Origin of the sequence: Paenibacillus oceani (genome assembly GCF_014705615.1) — a bacterium.
GTDB lineage: Bacteria > Bacillota > Bacilli > Paenibacillales > NBRC-103111 > Paenibacillus_AB > Paenibacillus_AB oceani.
In genome coordinates this window covers 149849-169070 of record NZ_JACXJA010000016.1, presented here as the reverse complement: position 1 = coordinate 169070, position 19222 = coordinate 149849, and the positions used below count along the sequence as shown (strand labels likewise).

Here is a 19222-nt window from a genome sequence, read left to right as displayed (position 1 = left end):
TTCAGAGCGCCTCTCAACCGCCAACAGTCCGCCGCTTCGGCGACTAGTGAACCGTTGCCCTGCTGCCTTCCAGCTCCCCTTCCGGCGGAACTGACCGTTTGAGCATAAACGATACCGCCCATGCGACCGCGACCAGAGCGAAGGCGAGCAGAAAGGCGCTTTTCATTCCCGCCATCATGGCAAGAATTTGCATCTCCCTATCGTCCGCAGAGCCGCCGAGTTGTTCCAAATAACGCTTGGACCCGTTCGTCATAATCGTGACGAGCAGCGCGGTCCCTACGGCTCCGGCCACTTGCTGGAGCGTGCTGATAATGGCCGTTCCGTGAGGATACAGCCTGGAAGGAAGTTCGTTCAAGGCATTGGTCATAACCGGCATCATCAGCATCGAGATTCCGAGCATCAGCAACGTATTAAAGATCATGATCGTGAAATACGGTGTGGACACCGAAAGAAACGCGAACTGCCATAACGAAGCGGCGATCAGCCCCAGCCCGACCACAGCCAGCCACTTGGCGCCAAACTTGTCGAACAGCTTTCCCGTGACCGGCGACATGATCCCCATCACGACTCCGCCCGGCAGCATGATCAGCCCGGCTTCAAGCGGACTGTAGCTCAAGGCGTTCTGCAAATAAATCGGCAAAAGCATCATCGCCGAGAACATCGCCATCATGACGATAATCATAATCAGCGTCGACATCCGGAACACGTTGTACTTAAACGTTCTAAGGTCAAGCAGCGGCTGCGTCAGCGTCAACTGTCTCCATGTAAATAACACCAGCGAAACAACTCCGATTCCGATCGGCACGTAAACCTTGCTGCTGGTCCATCCGCCGTGCCCTTCTCCTGCGCTGCTGAACCCGTACACCAGTCCTCCGAACCCGAGCGTCGACAGCAGAAGCGACAATAGGTCGACTTTCGGATTCGTCGTCTCCGTCACGTTGCGTAGCTTCACGTAAGCGAAGGCGATGACGAACAGAGCGACAGGAAGCACGCTGTAAAAGAGCAGCCGCCAGCTGAAATGCTCGACGATGATGCCGGACAAAGTCGGCCCGATTGCAGGAGCGAACGTAATCACGATCCCGATCATCCCCATGGCCGAGCCTCTTTTCTCGATAGGGACTGTAGCGAATACGACATTGGTCAGCAAAGGGAACAACAGCCCCGTCCCCGCCGCCTGCAAGATTCTCCCGGCCAAAAGCGCTTCAAATCCGGGAGCGACCGCAGCGACGAACGTCCCCGCCGTAAACAGCCCCATAGCGGTCAGAAACAAACTCCTTGTCGTAAATCTCTGAATCAAATACGCCGTCACCGGGATCAGCACCCCGATCACCAGCAAATATCCGGTCGTCAGCCATTGGGCCTTACTGGGCAAAACGCCGATATCGGCCATAATTTTGGACAAGGCCACATTAAGCAGCGTCTCGTTCAAAATGGCGACAAACACGCCCAGAATCATAACCAAAACTACAATAAAATTACTTCTGCTGCCAAAGGTTCCTTCTCTATCTTTTTTAGTACCTTGACTCTCCACCATCTGGCTCCTCTCCGGTCTTGTCTCCATCTAAAACCATAAGCAATTAGCCATAAGCGAACTTATGCTCCTATTGCTTTCCTATTGTAGCATGTTGATTGCGCCAGGCTTTCTTACGGATTGCTGTCTTTTTGGGAGGTTGGAAACAGACTTGGATACGACTTACAGCGGACCGATTTCTTTTATGATGGTACCGGGATCGGCATTCGTGCACCACCCGGCTTAACATACAAAAGCGTACCTGTTCCAGCATCAAACCGGGTACGCTTTCGCGCAAGCTTCAAGCCTTGTCTGCTTCTTTGATTGTTACCCGGCCACGAGCCCCTCCCCCTCCTGCTCCTTCCATACAAGTTCGCGGTATAGCGGCCCGTCCTGCATTAACTGATCGTGCGACCCGCTTTCTGCCAGCTTCCCTTTATCGAGCACCACAATCAGGTCCGCATTGCGGATCGTCGACAGCCTGTGCGCGATGATGATCGTCGTCTGCCCCTCGCGGATGATATCCAACTGCTCCTGGATGCACCGTTCCGTCTCGAGATCGAGTGCCGAAGTCGATTCGTCAAGGATGAGAATATCCGGATTGCGCAGCAGCGCTCTCGCCAAAGCAAGCCTCTGCCTTTGCCCGCCGGAGAGCGTAATGCCTCTTTCCCCGATCACCGTGTTGTAGCCCTGAGGAGTATTCATAATGAAATCATGAATTTGCATCGCCTCGCACACCTCGATCATGGTCCGATCCGACACTTGTTCCAATCCCAGCAGCAAATTCGTCCGGATCGTATCGGGGAAAAAGTAAGGGTCTTGAAGCACGACTGCCACCCGATTCATCCAGTCGCCGCGGGACCATTCCGGCAGCGGTCGGCCGTTTACCGCAAGTACACCGTCCGTAGGTTCCAGAAACCGGAGCAATAAGCCCGCTAGGGTCGATTTGCCGCCGCCGCTTGTGCCGACCAGAGCAACCTTCCGTCCCAGCGGGATGTCCAGACTGATTCCGGCCAATACGGCATTCCGTCCGGTGTCATACGCAAACGATACCTGTTCGAACCTCAGTTCCGAGAGCGGTCCTTGCAGCGGGTCACCTAACGAGTGCAGACGATCCCCATCCAGATAGCGGCGCAACCTCTCGACCGAGGACACCTTGCCGGACAACCCCAGCGCAAATTGATACAAACCATGAAAGGAATCCATAAACCGGTTGGCAAACTGGTACGTGATCACGAACATCCCCAGCGACAGCTGGCCGTCGATGACGAGAAGTCCGCCGGCCAGAAGCACGATCCACGTCGTTCCCCATCGCAGAGGGTCGCTGATCAGCTGCTGCCGGTTAATCAGCTTGCCTTCCCGCATGACGTCACGGTAATAAGCTCCGAACCGTTTTTTGTAGATGGCGGATTCCCACGACTGCCGGTGGAAGGCGATGACTTCACGAGTTGACGATATGCTCTCCTCCATATGTACAAGCAGCGCAGATTTGGTGCGGTTGATTTCGGCAGCAGCCTGTTTGCGTTCGGCGGCAAACCTTTTTCCAAGAAGTACGTAAATCACGCTGAATGCTGCCAAAACTGCAAACAAGATCAGGTTTGCCTTGGCAATCACATAGGATAGAAACAACACGGTGGTCAAGTGCTGAAACAACCTCGGCAAATCGCCTCCGGTCATGCCGGCCACATTTTGCAAATCCGTTGTGAAATGATACACGTAGTGCCCGGTTCTTTCTTTTTGCAAATCAAGCGACGGGATCTGGTGGAGCCGATCCATCAGACTGCCCGACAACGAATGGCGAACCCGGGCAACGGTGTGATGGATCGCATGCGGCCCGAACGTAAATAAAAGCGAATAAGCGATATAAGCCGCAGCGATTTGCAGCAAGGTCGGCCAAAACAACTCCGTCCGTCCCGCCATCAGCACGTCGTCAATGATCGTTTGCTGCAGTCCGGTCTGCATCAGATACGATAACGACTCAGCCGTCATCAATACAACGGATAGCAGGAGCAGCCACTTAGCTTTGCCCGCCAGCCTGGCCAGCCAAATGAGATTAGACACCGGCCCCCTCCTTTCTCGGCGCTTCGCCTTCGGCCAGTTGCTTAAAAGCACCTCCGGCCGCTATCAACTGCTTATAAGTACCGAATTCGATCACCCGGCCGTCTTCCATCATAGCGATTACATCGAAGTCGCTAATGGTCGTCAGCCGGTGAGCGACGGCGATCACCGTTCGGCCCGCCAACAGACGATCCAGTGCCGATTTCACCTCGCGTTCGCTGGTATTGTCCAGGGCGGAGGTAGCTTCATCCAGCAAAACGACGGCAGGATTTTTGATAAACATGCGAGCGATGGAGATGCGCTGCTTTTGTCCGCCCGACAGACGCACTCCGCGTTCCCCGACAAGCGTATCGTAGCCGTCCGGCAGCTCGGTAATGAAATCATGGGCGAACGCGGCTTTGGCGGCAAGCTCAACCTCTTCATCTGTTGCATCCGGTTGGCCGAAACGGATATTTTCTTTGACCGAGGCGCCAAATAAATAGGTGTCCTGGAACACATAACCTAGAGCATGTCCAAGCGAGTCGGGCGACAAATCTCGGACAAGTATGCCATCTATGCGAACGGAGCCGCTGTCCGGGTCGTAAAATCTGCCGATCAGCTTGAGGGCGGTTGATTTACCGCAGCCGCTTTGTCCGACCAGCGCTACCCGCTGCCCTGGCCGTACGACCAAGTCCATCTCTTTCAAAACGAGCCTTCCGTTATCATAGCTGAACGAAACCCGTTCGAATCGGATCTCTCCTTGAATGCTGTCCCGTCTTACAGGCTCCGCCGGCGGTTCGACGAGCGGCTTGCGCCGGATGAATTGATACAGCTTCTCCGCTTGATACATAAGCACTTTCTGCTCCGTAACGCTGGTCACGACAGCGGTCAGCCGATGCATCGCAGCGAAATAATACAGCAGAAAAGATACGAATCCCCCAACCGTTAACAGATCATGTTGTATCAAATGATATCCGTATATAAAAACGGCAATGGCACCCGCGTAATAAGTCAGTCTCCGGTTCGTCCCCCGCAAATAGGCGTACCAATACGTGCGAATCATGCTCCGGTTGTGAGCAGTCACCTTTTCGTTATACCGGTTCATATCCCATCCGTGCGCGCCAAACGCCCGCAGTTCCATCGCAGCGGAGACGCTTTCGTACGCCTTCTGGTTTTCTTCGATCCGGTTTTGCGACATTTCCTTGCCGCTGACGGAAGCTTTGCGCTCAAGCATCGGACCGAATACGTAGTATAGCAAGAAGCAGGGGATCACGATCAGCGTCAGCCCGATGTGCGTGGATGCCATAATCGCGATCGAAAGGGCCGAGAACAAAAAACTGCCGATCATCGCTGGGAAGTGCTGCCGGTATAAGTTCTGAGCAGCGGCGACTTCCGTATGGACCAGTGACAGCGTCTGGCCTGACGGCGTACGTTCGAAGTAAGCAAATCCGAGCCGCCGCAGATGCCCGAGGATGGCAACCTGCAAATCACGTGCCGCTCTCTCCTGTAACATGCGGCGGAGCAGATTCTGAACCATGCCCGCCGCGATCATGATTGCGATAATACCGGCCAGCCAAGCCATCGCCGAATAGTATCCGCTCCGGTCCCCGGACGGGAGCGTAACATCGATAAAAGTACGGATAAATTGCGGAATGGCAAGCTCGGCCGCCGATACGACGGCAGCTGACGTTATTAATAAAACTAACAAGAACAGATACGGCTTGAGAAAGGATACGCACCAGACGTACACCGCCCACAAAGATTTGTCCGAATCCGTCGATACCGGCTTAGTCAAGCGTGTCCCCCCTTTTCTCCGATGTTATATTACGCCAGCCGCACAACAGCTGGCGAAACCTCATCCCTGCTTGCGGAACCGGAATATCGCCGCCGGGGGGATCTCATACCAGTCGAACCTTTCGCCCGCTTTGTCGTCCGGCTCGAAGCTCGGTTCCTCGAAGCCGTCCAGCACAAAGCTAGAGCGCATAAACAGGTTCATATACGCCGACAGCGGGCGATGGAACAAATAATGCGGTACCGGCTGACCGCGAATCCCGATGCTTTCGCACGGCTCCGGAGTCAAATATTTGCTGATCTGAATGCTGTTTCTCGTGGCAACAACACCGTTTATTTCTTCCGTCTCATGAATTTTCCTCATACCGGGAGGCTGGAAGCAAGGGTGCGGAATCGAAAAGACGAATACGCCGCCGGGCTTCAACATAACCTGCAGCGCTTTCGGAATAGCCGATATATCCGCGATGTCATGCAGCGCCATATTTGCCACTGCGCTTTCATATTGCTGCGTCCCCAGCCCCAATAAGGATTCGGCGTTCGTCGCATCCGCCACCCGGTAATCGATTCGTCCGGCATAGTCCGAGGACCTCTCCAGCGCCCTCTGAACCATGACCGGACTGTAGTCAAAAGCGACTACATTGGCGCCCAGATCCGCCAGCCGTCTGGAGAAATTCCCGTTGCCGCAGGCCAGATCGAGAACGGCATGTCCTTCTTTGACATCCAGGAGCTCCTCCGTTTTCGGCCTGACGATCTCCCGGTGAAACCGGTTGCTGGCCGCCCCCATATAATCGTCCCAAAATGGCGCCACCTCATCCCACCTTGCCTGCGAATCACCCGTCAACGATTTCCATTCACTCATCGTTCGGTAAGCCCCCTTCCTTATCCGGATAGTTATTCTGGACTACTTCCATGATTTCCTTCCCCCGCCGAAGGATCAATCGGTTAAAACAAAAAAGGCCGCACGCGGCAGCCTTCCTCGCATTCCTTCTATGTTCCCGCCCCGCCTTGGAGAAGGTGATGGATTCGTTCCTGAAAGACCCGCTCTATTTTTTCTTCTGCAATTCTTCCGCGATCACCTTTTCCATTTTCTCGTCCGCTTCGCGAAGAACCGTATTCACGTCTTTCCCTGCGTAGAGCAGCTCGGTGAACGCGGTGATCGGGATGCCGGCTGCGCTGCCGACCGGCACGAACCCGAACGGTTTCAGCACCGCTACTTTCAGCTTCGTAAACGCAACGACGTTTTTGGAGGCAAGCTCCGGAGTCGCCTTACCGAACTGGGCGTTAATTTTCGGATCTTTCAAGACGGACGACTGCAGGTTGCGCGTCATCTCGGTTTGCACTTCATCCGACAAAATGACGGATATGATTTGCATCGCCGCATCTTTGACCTTGCTTGTGCTCGTAATCGACATCATCGGAGAATCTACCCGCTGGCCGACCCCAGGCGCGACTTTATTGGTCGGATAGGTGACCACATCCCAGTTGAGATCCTTCATCGACAACAGATCCGGCAATTGGCCCGAATACCCGGAGAACATCGCGATTTGTCCGGTCTTGAAGCCGTTGACGGTATTCATTTCTTTCGGCATGATTACGGCTCCGGGAAATTTGTAGAGACTATACCACAGCTCGAACAAGTTTTTCCATGCATCGGTCTGGAATACCGATTTATTGTTTTGCAGATCGACGAACGGCACGCTTGCCTGATATGCCCCCCGGTACACGTTATCCGGGAACAGGCCGTAATACTGGACTCCGTTTTCGCTGCGGGTCAATTTGACCGCGATTTCACGTACTTCATCCCAGGTCATGCCGTCCTTCGGATACGATACGCCGAACCGGTCGAACAAATCTTTATTGAAAAACAACGCGAACGTATTGTTGTTCATCGGCAACCCCGTATAAAAATTCGAACCATTCACGATTTTGATCGATTCCAAATATTCCGGGCTGATCCGGTTCAAGTCCAGCTTATGGGTTTTGATCAATTCATCCATGTTGTAGCTGATGCCGAGCTGCGTCAGATCCGTCAAGTTGTACGGATAATTGATCACCATGTCGGGAACGGCATTCGTCGAGACCAGCTCGGGCAAGCTCAGCCCTTTGTCGGCCACATTGATTCTCTCGATTGTGATATGCGGATATTTCGCTTTTACCGGTTCGATAAAATACCGTTTCAAATCGTTGTCGTTGACGATCCCGGCGTGGACGGCGATTTTCACGGTAACCGGCTGGTTATTAACCGTTGCCGGAGGCGGCGAAGTGTCCGGCGTTTGACCGGGAGCCGGCTCCGCTGGACCGGCCGCCTTTCCGCAAGCGCTTACAATTAACGTGAGGGATAAAAGTCCGATGGATGAAATCACTCTTGATTTCCGCATATGGAACACCCCATTTTTAATTTTTCCGGACTTGCAACGTAATCCGTCCTATCTATCCATACTTGTAAACGCATACAAGGTTGAAAGAAACTCGGCACATGCTGTTGTTAGTCAGAAGAGGTATCGCAACTGCGGGTATGATCGATCGAAATCCGTAGGTATAGGTTTCATCTGCAGCTAGGAAGCCGTAGGGCTGGAGGATGGGAGGATAGGGCGAACGATTGCCCCCAGGGAGGCATACATCCGTTCTGTTCGTAGGGAGCCGGCCCCCCGGCAAGGCCAATTTGCCCAATAACCGTCGTACTTGCCGGGGGTCGAGCCGCACCTGTTTTCTTATACGATGGACCCGCTTCCGTTCCTGTACATTAAAACGTAGAAACTTTAGTTGTGGACGGACACCATCTGGCGGTTTGCAAATAGGATAACAAAATGTCCAACGCTTCGTCTGTTCGTATTCGCTGAAGCGCAGTCGCGGCGATAGCCGAAACGTAACGCGCCCCTTTGTCGGCTTTGGATGCCGCCAGCATCGGAGCGGGACCTTCATCCCCGTCGTGAAGCGCCTGCTTCAGCGCGCCGACTGCGGAGGCGGCCGCAGGACCGATCCGCGCGAGCGCCAGGCCGGCCGAGAAGCGGACGTACATCGACGAGTCCTGCAGAGCGCCGCCAAGAGCGGGAACGACCTGTTCCGCCGGCTCCTGGATCATGCCGAGCGCTTCCACGACATGTTGGCGGATAAAATCCGATTCCTCCTGCAGCAAGCCGATTAATGCGGGTACGGCGCCGGAAGCGGGAGGACCGATCTCGCCGAGTGCAAAAGCGATCTGCCCGATCACGTCCCGGTTCCCGTACGAATCGCCCAGCGCTTCAGTTAGTGCGGGAATCGCCTCGGGTCCCATAGCCGCCAGGCCGTGTGCGCAAAGCCGGGGAATCGAAAACGTCAGCGGATTGACCACATCGGGATCAGTATGCTTCAATCCGCGTATAAGCGCCGGGACCGCTTCCGCTCCGATCGCCGCCAAGCCGTAAGCCGCGTTCAAAGCCTCATTCTCGTCTTCTCCGTATAACCGGCTTTCCAGCCCGGCGATATCGCTATGGCGCGCTGCCCCCGTACGCTCGGCAGGATCGGCCGGCCGGTCCGCCCAAGCCGGGGACCCGGACATCCATTTCCACACATGGTTCCACAATAAGGTGTTGTCCGGAACGGGCATCATTCCCTCAGGCGTCTTCCACTCCTCCCTGAGGTTGTTCCACTCCGCTCGCTTCGGCGCCTCCAGGCGGAAAAATAATAATTTCAGCATATACCGGTCGTTCGCCGACGTGTTGGCTGTAGCCCGGTGCCATATATCGTAATTGATCAGTACGAACGACCCCGCCTTGCCGACGACCGGCAAGTTGATTTCCGAGGCGACGTTCATTTTATAACGGTTTTGCGAACCCGGTACGATGCCGGTAGGCCCCATATCGTCCGTGACGTCCTGCGGATAATAAAAAATCATCGCTGACCACGGAAGATGATTGCGGGTCTTCTCATTCCCCCAATAGTTGTCCTTGTGCCATCCCCCGTCGCTCGTTCCCGGCCGGTTGAAATGCCCGTGCCGGTGAGCGTGCATCGTATAGCTAGGCCCAAGTAGGCTGGTTAATGCCCCTTTAACGGTAGGATGATCGAAAAACTTCTGAATTTCCGGAATGCGGGGAACGAGATTATTGCCGGGATTGCCTTCGTTCTCGTACACTTCGCTCATTTTCTTCAGCACGGCCTGGTGAAACTGTTCGGTGAAATCAGTCTGAAGCTGCACAAATCCATGGGTGATAAACTGAGCCACCTGCTCATCGTTCAACAAATATTTAGCATCGATCAAGGCGAAATCCTCCCCTGTACTCATCGATATGATCTTCTAAATACGTTAGTAACGACCACTCGCGGTGTGATCCCCTGTGTGCTTGTTCCTGCACGGCAATCGTGCATGCGCTTCCATCTTATGCCTCCGGTTTCTCCGCAACCTCCATGTACATAATCTATATTATATATAATATACTAAATAGGTGACGGCCGTCAATCGGAACTTCGATTGCTTGTCCATGCTTTCGCCAAACTCTCTGCGTGTGCGAGCTCTATACGTAATAAGCGTCTCTGGCACCCTTTATTTTCTGCCTTTTCGCAAAAACGAAACCAATAAAGGCGGTTTGCACCCCTTATTTCACCCAGTTGGTGAGGACTGCACCCTTTTCGCCGATTTTAACAGCTTCAAATCGCTCTTAATCCCTCATTCAAGCGGGTTTTGGACAAAATAAAGGGTACAAACCGCTCCTATTGTGTTCCTTCCCCGATTGAAGCAGGGCAAAAAGTCCACATGGCCACTTCCACCGGTTCGTTAAAGCTGGCTTGGCTAGGCACGCAACGTTGCCAAAAACGGAACATCATGTCGCGGATTTCGGTAAGTTGAAATAACCCGGGACATAACGTCCCGGGTTTCGACAAGAGGTTACAGTCAGCCTGAAATCAGCTGCCCTCCCCTTCGACAATATAAGCTTGATACTTCTCGTAATCCGCGCGCCTGCACTCCATCGTCAGCTTCGTCCCGTTCTCCTCGTAGCTTGTAGCCGTCACATTCGCATTATCGTTAAAGTACGCGATGAGGCGGCCTTGATCGAACGGAACCAGCATGTCGCACCGGACGTAGTCGCCGAAGATGCTACTGCGGATGCGCTGCATCAGTTCATCCAGCCCGGTCTTATGCCTTGCGGAGATGTACACCCGCTCCTCCTCGTTGGCCGGCCACTCCCCATCCGTCAATTCGGCCTTGTTGTAGGCGTATATAACGGGTATATGGCCGGCGCCCAGCTCCTCCACCGTCTCCCGGGTAACCTCGATCAGCTTCTCGTGCTCCGGGTTGGAATAATCGACAACGTGAATCAGCAGATCGGCTTCGGATACTTCCTCCAGCGTCGAGCGGAACGCTTTGATCAGATGATGCGGCAGTTTCCTTACGAAACCTACCGTATCGGTGAGCAGAAACGCTTTGTTGTCCGGCAAAGTAATATTACGCACCGACGTTTCGAGCGTGGCGAACAGCATGTCTTTGGCCAAAACCTGCTTGCCGCTTTCCGGATTGTAAGTCTCGAGGATCGCATTCATCAGGCTCGACTTGCCGGCGTTCGTGTATCCGACGAGACTGACTACGGGAATCCGGTTTTTTTGCCGCTGCTTCCGCTGTACTTGTCGCTGGGCGACCAACCCTTCCAGCTCTTTTTGCAGGGCGGATATTTTGGCTTCGATTCTGCGGCGGTCCAGCTCCAGCTTCGTTTCGCCAGCCCCTCTGTTCTTCATCCCGACACCGCCGCCTTGCCGCCCGAGCGATTCCCGCAGTCCGATCAGACGCGGCAGCATATATTGCAGCTGGGCCACATCGACTTGCAGCTGGGCTTCTCTCGTCTGGGCCCGATCGGCAAATATATCGAGAATCAGGATGGTGCGGTCGATCACCTTGCAGTCCAGATCTTTCTCCAGATTGCGGATTTGCGAAGGAGACAGCTCGTCGTTAAATATTGCGATCGAGGCATCGCGCTGTTCCAGCAGCTCCTTCACTTCTTTGACTTTGCCTGTTCCGATGTAATGCGAGATATGAATTTTGCTTGCATTCTGCGTCAATTCCCCGACTACGTCAACATCGCAGGCCGCCGCCAAATTTTTAAGCTCTTCCATCGAATCCGTAAAATCGGACTGGTCGTTTAAATTAACTCCAACTATTATCGCTTTTTGTTCCATATATTCATCGCCCTTTCATTCTCGGTTTTTGAAAATACAAAAAAACACAGACGACGCGGCCGTTGCCTGTGTTACCGGTATAGAGGACGTAAGGATACATTCGCAAGGCGAAACGCCTAGATTCCGAATAGCCGGGTCTATCGTCACACGGAAAGAAAGAAAACAGAACTTCTGCCGCCTCGGGACACACTCCTCCCGTCTTGCAGCACAATTTCCCTTCTTGTCGTATGAGCTTATGTGGACAGACCTATCCCGAGTCCTCTGCCCGCAGGCAGACCTTTGGCACCTTCCATTAGCCGCGCCAAATTCTTGCTACTCGGATAAAATCCACCACACGAAACCCTCCGTTCCTGAACATACCCCTTATTCTAACCTTAACGCTCCGTTCATGCAACCGAGTATTTTTATTTAACCATATTCTCCGGAAACAGCGAGCCTCAAACCCCGTCAGGAATTTTCTTAAAAGCGCCGCCAGCTAGATCCGGTAATTTCTTCTGAAGGACGAGGGGGTTATTCCGATCTTCGCGCTGAATACGCGGCTTAAGTACGAGCCGTTCTCGAATCCGCACCGGTACGCGATCGTATCCAGCGTCTCATCGGTCTCCAGCAGCCGTCTCTTTACTTCGTCCAAGCGGAGCTTCGTTATATAATCGACAGGAGTCGTCCCATAAGCCGCATGAAAACGCCGGGTTAATTGGGATTGCCCGATGCCCAGCTTCCCCGCAATCTGCTTCAGGCTGATCTCTTCGAACAAATGCCGGTGGATATACCCCGCGGCCAGCTGCATGATCGGGTCGCTCGAATCTTTACCCTTAAGGGCTAGCTCCCTGTCCATTTCGCACAAAAACAGCAGGTCCAGCAGCAGCGGAATCGCCCTGTTTCTAGCGGTAGTCATCGTGCTGAAAATCTTTTGCATCCCACGCAAATAAGAATAAGTCGACAGCAGCCGGGCGGTGTCGTGAATTCCAAATTTGCCGACTGGCAGCTGATCGTACAACTCCAGCTTCGGCATGACCCAATGAAAATAAATGACATGGAACGTAATTTCCTCAAGCGCTTTACGTTTAAACAGCGTGTCCGGCGGACATAACAACAAGTCCCCGAAGGCGGCCCGGCCCGACTCTTCCCTAATCTCATATTCGAAGGATCCGGTCTCGATCCCAAGCAGCGTGTACGTTTGGTTTGTGCTCTCCGGGTACATGAAGCTCGGTCGCGGTCCCGTATAAACGCAGTTCTCCACCTCGATGCTCCCGTTCCATAATGTCATCATGCGCGATTCTCCCCTGTTTGCCAGATCGTCCTTTTTCAGAATAACAAACTTTCGGACACAAAAAAATGAAAATTAAATCTCAAATTCTTGCATGTTTTTTCGCGCAGGCGGCATGTATCATGAAAGCGTAATTAGGTTATCCAATGACGTTGAGGAGGGTTACAAGTTGTTTTTTTCGAGTGTCCATACCGTCAAGAGGCTGATTAAACCTATTTCTAGGAAAGCGCTAACCCCTTACCGGTTTCTGCTCGATGCAGGGACTATGTCGATACTGGCTGCATGCGGCTTCACCGGGCAAGAGACTTCGCAACAGCCGGTACCGTCAGCGATGCGGGAACCGGTGGAGCTTGTTTTTTTCTCCACCTCGGGCTGGTCGGAGGAAGCGTTCAACGAACGATTCGGCCAAACGATGAGAGCCAAATTCCCGGAATATACGATCAAGTATATTCAAGCAAGCAAAGAAGTTACGATGGAAAGTCTGATCACATCCAAAACCGCGATCGACGTGTATTGGGATACTCATACGGCCACCTTCAACAATTTGGACCGTTTCAAGATCCAGTCCGATATGAGCGGGCTGATCCAGAAACATAATGTCAACCTGGCCCAACTGGACCCGTCCTCCCTCCATATCGCCAAATCGATGTCTGGCGGCGGCATCTCCGCTCTCCCGCTGGTGAGCAACACCGAGGTACTTTATTACAACAAAGATGTATTCGATAAGTTCGGAGTGGCGTTCCCGAAAGACGGCATGACACGGGACGAGCTGCTGGATCTGGCCAAGCGGTTTAACCGGACCGACGGCGGGATCAAATATTACGGACTCGGAACGTATCCTTCCTACGCCCTTGCCCTAAGTCCGTTCTCGATTCCGTACGTCGATGCCAAAACGGACAAGCCGACGATCCAAACCGATCCCCGCTGGAAGACGCTGTACGAGCATTTGGTTGCCGCCTATCAAACTACCGATAATAAGAAAATGTCCGATCCGAATCAATTTTTGAAAGGCAATATGGCCATGTTTCTCGGACTAGCCAATATGTTTCTGAACTTTGACGTATCCGCAATGAATTGGGACATCGCTTCTTATCCTCTATATAAAGAAGTTCCCGGAGTCGGACAGCAGGCGCTGCCTACGATGTTCGCCATAACCTCACTTAGCAAGCATCCGGATCAAGCTATGGAAGTGCTCTCCTACATGCTGTCGGAAGAAGTGCAAAAATCGTTATCCGAACGCGCCATCATTCCGATCCTGCAAACGCCGGCCGTCATCCAAGCCTACGGCACCAAAGCGCCTTACCCGAATAAGAACTATTCGGCGATTCTCAAAAACAAATTTACGAACTCCCCTCCGATGACAGTGTACGATTTGCGTGTGCAGGATCTATACCTCAAGCCGTTGGAGCAGCTCGCGCAAGGAACAATCGACTTAAATACCGCTTTCCGGCAAATTGAAGAGGAATCGAATCAATGGATCGCGCAGGAAAAAGCAAGCAAGTAATCCTCATAATCCAATAGACCTTCCAGCTGCAGGTTCGGCGGGAGGTCTGTTTCTTCTTTAACGATAAGATGGCAGGCGGGCGGCGTACTCCGGCGAAAATTTTGTCCAAGCCCTCCATTTCCATACTTCGTCCACTGACCGAAGTTCCTCTGACAGATCCCGAAGGATCAAGAACCGAAATTAGCCGCACCTATTCGGATCATATGCAAAAAAGTGAAAATAAAACGGTAAATTCCTGTATATTCTTGCCCCCCCCTCCCCTGTAAGATGAAAATAAGTACTTTACCAAACCTTAATAGTTGAGGAAGTGACCGTATGGAAACGAATGCGTCGACGAAAATCAAATCCCCCGGAGGGAAAACGTCCATCATCGATTGCGATATTCATGCCACCATTCCACTGGACGGAATAAAGCCGTATTTGCCCCGTATATACCGCGAACAGGTTGAAACTTGGGGACGCCGGCTTCCCGGACAAAACCACATGTATCTGAATGGCGGCACGAACGGCTCGATGCAGGAGCATCAACCTCCGCGAAATAAGGAAGAAGACAGCTATTTGAACTATATTCGGGCCCAGCATATCGATAAATTCAATCTGGAGTACGGAATAATGACGGGCAGCGATTACGGCGTTCACACGACGCCGGACACGGATTATGCGGCAGCGCTCTGCTCGGCTTCCAACGACTACGTGATCGAGCACTATTTGTCCCGGGACAGCAGGCTGAAAGGTTCGGTCCATATTCCGAAGCAGGATCCGATCCTGGCGGCCAAGGAAATCGACCGGGTCGGCTCGCATCCGGACATGGTTCAAGTCATCGTCTCCAACGGTGCGATAAAACCATACGGCAACCGGATGTACGAGCCGATCTACGAAGCTTGCGTGCGCAACAATTTGCCGTTCGCGATCCACGTGAGCATGGAGGGAATCGGGATCAACAACCCGCCTACCGGCGCCGGTTATGTAAGCTATTACGCGGAATACAGGGCAGCACGCACGCAAATTATGATGGCGCATATGGCCAGCTTTATTTTCGAAGGCGTGTTCGTCAAATATCCGGACCTGAAAGTAATCATGGTCGAGGCCGGGATGATGTGGGTGGCCCCCTTCATCTGGAGACTCGATCAGGATTGGAAGGCGCTGCGTCATCAGACTCCGTGGGTGAAAGAGCCGCCAAGCGAATACTATCGCAAGCATATGAAAGTAACGTCCCAGCCCATCGAGCTTCCGCCGCAAAAGGAGATGTTTATGCCTATGATGGAGGCGATCTACGCCCGGGAAAACTTAATGTTTGCAAGCGATTATCCGCACTGGGATTTTGATTCGCCGCTGCTTGCATTTCCGAAGATGGACGAGGAGATGAAGGAACGTATCTTTTATCAAAATGCGGCGGAGCTGTACAGGTTGCCGGCGAGAAAACAAGCGGCGGGAGGTGCCCGGGCTTGAACCGTGTATGTGTAGGCAGCACCTCGGAAATCGCACCGGGGTCGAGAAAAATCGTGGAGATCGGCGGACGCAGCATCGGCGTGTACAATGTGAACGGAAATTATTATGCCATCCGCAATTTGTGTCCGCATCAAGGCGCACCGCTCTGCTTGGGAATCACGACTTCCTTCGTTACCTCTACCGCCCGCGGCGAGTTTTGCTTTGAACAGGAAGGCGAAATTGTACGGTGTCCCTGGCATTTCTGGGAATTCGAGATCAAGACGGGCTGCATGGTGGTCGATCCGAAGACGAGAACGAAAACGTACGATGTGACCGTCGAGCGCTATGACGTTACGGTTAACGAGGATCAGCTATTTGTACATGTTTAATCCATGAAATTGGGGTGCCGGTATCACATACGGCACCCTTCGTAATTGCTGGAGACCGGACCTGTCAATGTCCGGCTGTCTTCAATTTTGTCAGCGCAACCTCAAGCAGTTCCGCGATATCCGCATGCCCCTTGCGCCTTGCCCAGGACAGAGGCTGTGTCCAGGATTGCTCGGCCGGAAGCCGGGGGTCCGCTTCAAGGTCCAGCAAATATTGGACCAATTCGGCTTTGCCGTATTTGGCCGCCCAGCCAAGAGGCGTCGCCCCGTACTCCTCGTCCATCGCGTTGCAATCGGCGCCGGCATCCACGAACTGCCGGGCAAGTTCCAGATTGCCTGCCGCCGCCGCTTTATGAAGATACGTGACACCGAGCCAGTTTGCGTGATTCGGATCGGCCCCCGATTCGAGCAGCAAGCTTACGAGTTCCGGTCCTTTCTCCATCGCGTAGCCCATATAATTGTTGGCGTACCAGGGCGCATTCAGATCCGCACCCCGGCGGATCAGCAGACGAACCAGGTCCGTACGCCCTTCTCCCGCCGCCATACACAACGGCCCGTAGTCGCCGCCGCTGTTCACGAGAGACGGGTTCGCCTGCAAAATCTCGCCGGCCAGATCGAGCCGGCCCAGACAGCATGCCGCATCCAGATTCATCGCAGCGCCGTGGGCATACAGCAGCTGAACGAGCGAGCTGTGACCTCTCTTCGCCGCGATGAACAGCGGATTGCCACTTGCATCGACCGGGGCGTTCGGATTCGCTCCGGATTCGAGCAGCCTTTGAACGATATCTTCATAATTGCCGTTCACGGCATGCCACAAAGCACTGCCGTAAGGCGCATCCGGTTCCGCCGCATTCGGATCGGCTCCATAATCGAGCAGCAGTTGAACGGCTGCGGAATGTCCGTATTTGGCGGCATAGCTTAACGCTCTTCTCCCCATCGAATCGGGCGCCTGAACAAGTGCGGAGTCTTCGTTCAGAAAAGACTCGATCGATTCGGTATCGCCGATGGCCGCTGCCGTCCATAGATCGTATGCCGCTCCGCGGGCAACCAGATAACCGACGACAAACCACGCGTTGCGGATGGCGTTACGATTCAGATCGCGCTGGCTTCTAAACCAGTAGTCGCCTTCAATCGCGAGTTGAAGCGGTGTCGCCCCATCCATCCTCCGGGCGTCCGGGTCAGCCCCTCGTTCGATCAAGCCGTCCAGCAGCCGCAGATTACGGGTCAGCACAGCCCAGTGCAAAGGCGTATTGCCGCGCTCGTCGCCGGCATGGATCAGCTCCGGGCGCCCGTCGATCAGCTGCACAGCTTCTTCGCTCTTACCCGACCGGATCAATCCGCATACCCGGGCTCCGTCAGGCGATATATGGAACGTGCTCTCCAGGTGACCGGACAGCAACTCCTCAATGCCGGCATACCCGCGATCCTTCGCTTTGGTAAGCGGGTCGTCCTGCCAGCCCAGCCATCGTTCCGTCGCATTCGCCCCGTGCTTCAGCAGCAGCCGGACAAGCTCGGCATGTCCGTAACGCACGGCAAAATGAATCGGCGTGAAATACCCCCAGCTGCACGCGGCGAGCTGCGGCTTAACGCGAAGCAACTGCTCGGCGCTTGCCAGATCGCCCGTGATCGAAGCCATTATCATTTGCCAAATGTCTGTACCTTCATCCGTGCGGAGTTCTTCGGGTTGTATCCACCGCAACGCGTCTGTTCCCTGATTCGGCTTATCGTTAAAACCGCCTGCTTCGCCCGTTCCGTTTGCCAGGTTGTTCAATGGCCGGCACCCCATTTCCTTTCGTAGACCGTGATGGGTCCCTCTTCATGATCGTCTACCCGGTCTCGTCATATCTTGCGTTATCCCAATTATATCACGCCGATTTCGATGCGGGCATGAATGATTTCGTATTTGCCATTTGCCCCAGACATAGGAAGCCAAACGACTGGAATGAACTCTCAAATATGCATATATCCAGGTAACGGGAGTGCGCTCCGGGGCGGGACAACGAGCGCCGCAAGCGGCCAAGCACGAAACACGAATAATGACAATATCGTGTTATCCGAGTCAATATATTATTATTTTTATTCTAATGTGATTGAACTATAATGACAATATACTGCTAATAAGGGGTTGGACAACTAATGGGACAAAGTAAACTTCGATGGGGCATTCTGGGATGCGCCGGAATCGCCATCCGTTCGGTCATTCCCGGAATCCAGCAATCGCAGCGGGGTATCGTCACTGCGATCGCAAGCCGCGACGAAGCCAAAGCCAAGCAAACCGCTGAGATGCTCGGCATCCCGAAAGCGTACGGCAGCTATGAAGCGCTGCTTGCCGACGACGATATCGACGCGGTATACATACCGCTGCCCAATAACATGCACAAAGAGTGGACGATCCGCGCCGCGGAAGCCGGCAAGCACGTGCTGTGCGAGAAACCGTTCTCGATGGACGCCGCCGAAGCGGCCGAGATGGTCGCCGCGTGCGACAAGCACGGCGTGAAGCTGGCCGAAGCGTTCATGTACCGCCATCATCCGCGGTATGCGCGCATTCAAGAGATTATCGCATCCGGCGAGATCGGCGCGATTCGCGGAATCCACGGAACGTTTACCTTTAACAGCTCGGCCAATACGACCAACTTCCGCAACGACCAAGCCATGGGAGGCGGCGCCTTGTACGATATCGGCGTCTATCCGATCAGCGCCGCCCGTATGCTGCTCGGCCGCGAGCCGGAAGCGGCAACCGTACATGCGTTCTTCTCGCCCGAGCATGGGGGCGTGGACATGATGGCTTCCGGGCTGCTGGAATTTTCCGGAGGCGTGGCGCTTACGTTCGATTGCGCGATGTGGGCCGCAGGCCGCAACACGCTGGAGGTGCTCGGCACGGAAGGCCGCATCGAGCTTCCTTCCGCCTTCGTCTGCTCGACGGATGCTCCTTCGGTCTTTTATGTCACGGTCAAAGGCAACCGGCGCGAAGAACAGCTGGAGCCCGTCAACCAGTACAGTCTGCAATCGGATGAGATGGCGGCTGCCGTCCTGGATGGCACCCCTGCCCGATTTGCACCGAACGATGCCGTCCTGAATATGCGAGTTCTCGACGCCTGCCTCGAATCGGCGCGCACGCGTTCCCGAATTTCGATCCCGAACGGATAAAGGAGAGA

Annotated in this window: 13 protein-coding genes; 4 read left to right on the top strand and 9 right to left on the bottom strand. The window is 54.0% G+C overall.

Features of this window, described 5'->3' with window-relative positions:
- Nucleotides 1–43: 43 nt before the first annotated feature.
- From IDH45_RS14050 to IDH45_RS14015, 8 genes are all read right to left on the bottom strand, one after another.
- Nucleotides 44–1534: an MDR family MFS transporter gene (locus tag IDH45_RS14050; protein ID WP_223836643.1), complete on the bottom strand. Its 1491-nt coding sequence runs from the start codon at nt 1532–1534 to the stop codon at nt 44–46.
- Between the two features lie 303 nt (nt 1535–1837).
- On the bottom strand, nt 1838–3571 hold the full coding sequence (locus IDH45_RS14045) for an ABC transporter ATP-binding protein (protein ID WP_190928608.1): 1734 nt from the start codon (nt 3569–3571) through the stop codon (nt 1838–1840).
- Nucleotides 3564–5342 (bottom strand): ABC transporter ATP-binding protein, encoded by a 1779-nt coding sequence (locus IDH45_RS14040; RefSeq protein ID WP_190928606.1) that lies wholly within the window; start codon nt 5340–5342, stop codon nt 3564–3566. Before IDH45_RS14040 ends, IDH45_RS14045 begins: the two co-directional genes overlap by 8 nt.
- 60 nt (nt 5343–5402) lie before the next feature.
- On the bottom strand, nt 5403–6197 hold the full coding sequence (locus IDH45_RS14035; protein WP_190928604.1) for a class I SAM-dependent methyltransferase: 795 nt from the start codon (nt 6195–6197) through the stop codon (nt 5403–5405).
- A 184-nt stretch (nt 6198–6381) separates the two neighbouring features.
- Nucleotides 6382–7716 (bottom strand): ABC transporter substrate-binding protein, encoded by a 1335-nt coding sequence (locus tag IDH45_RS14030; protein WP_190928602.1) that lies wholly within the window; start codon nt 7714–7716, stop codon nt 6382–6384.
- Nucleotides 7717–8081: 365 nt separating this feature from the next.
- Complete coding sequence (locus IDH45_RS14025; RefSeq protein WP_223836642.1) at nt 8082–9575, bottom strand: HEAT repeat domain-containing protein; 1494 nt, start codon at nt 9573–9575, stop codon at nt 8082–8084.
- Nucleotides 9576–10216: 641 nt separating this feature from the next.
- On the bottom strand, nt 10217–11482 hold the full coding sequence (gene hflX / locus IDH45_RS14020; RefSeq protein WP_190928598.1) for a GTPase HflX: 1266 nt from the start codon (nt 11480–11482) through the stop codon (nt 10217–10219).
- Between the two features lie 475 nt (nt 11483–11957).
- The gene (locus IDH45_RS14015) at nt 11958–12752 is read right to left on the bottom strand and encodes a helix-turn-helix domain-containing protein (protein WP_190928596.1); all 795 of its coding nucleotides are present in this window, start codon (nt 12750–12752) and stop codon (nt 11958–11960) included.
- A 166-nt stretch (nt 12753–12918) separates the two neighbouring features.
- Between IDH45_RS14015 and IDH45_RS14010 the strand changes: the two genes are divergently transcribed.
- From IDH45_RS14010 to IDH45_RS14000, 3 genes are all read left to right on the top strand, one after another.
- Nucleotides 12919–14253, top strand: a complete 1335-nt coding sequence (locus IDH45_RS14010; RefSeq protein WP_190928594.1) for an ABC transporter substrate-binding protein — start codon at nt 12919–12921, stop codon at nt 14251–14253.
- Between the two features lie 315 nt (nt 14254–14568).
- Nucleotides 14569–15702 carry an amidohydrolase family protein gene (locus IDH45_RS14005; RefSeq protein WP_190928593.1) on the top strand — a complete coding sequence of 378 codons (1134 nt, stop codon included), beginning with the start codon at nt 14569–14571 and terminating at the stop codon, nt 15700–15702.
- Nucleotides 15699–16070, top strand: a complete 372-nt coding sequence (locus IDH45_RS14000; RefSeq protein WP_190928591.1) for a Rieske (2Fe-2S) protein — start codon at nt 15699–15701, stop codon at nt 16068–16070. The genes IDH45_RS14005 and IDH45_RS14000 overlap by 4 nt, the downstream gene beginning before the upstream one ends.
- Before the next feature lie 64 nt (nt 16071–16134).
- On the opposite strand, the gene IDH45_RS13995 is transcribed toward IDH45_RS14000, so the two are convergent.
- Entirely contained in the window at nt 16135–17838 is a 1704-nt protein-coding gene (locus tag IDH45_RS13995) for an ankyrin repeat domain-containing protein (protein WP_190928589.1), read from the bottom strand.
- Between the two features lie 365 nt (nt 17839–18203).
- Here IDH45_RS13995 and IDH45_RS13990 point away from each other — a divergent pair, with 365 nt between their 5' ends.
- Nucleotides 18204–19214 (top strand): Gfo/Idh/MocA family protein, encoded by a 1011-nt coding sequence (locus IDH45_RS13990; RefSeq protein WP_190928588.1) that lies wholly within the window; start codon nt 18204–18206, stop codon nt 19212–19214.
- The last annotated feature ends 8 nt before the right edge of the window (nt 19215–19222 follow it).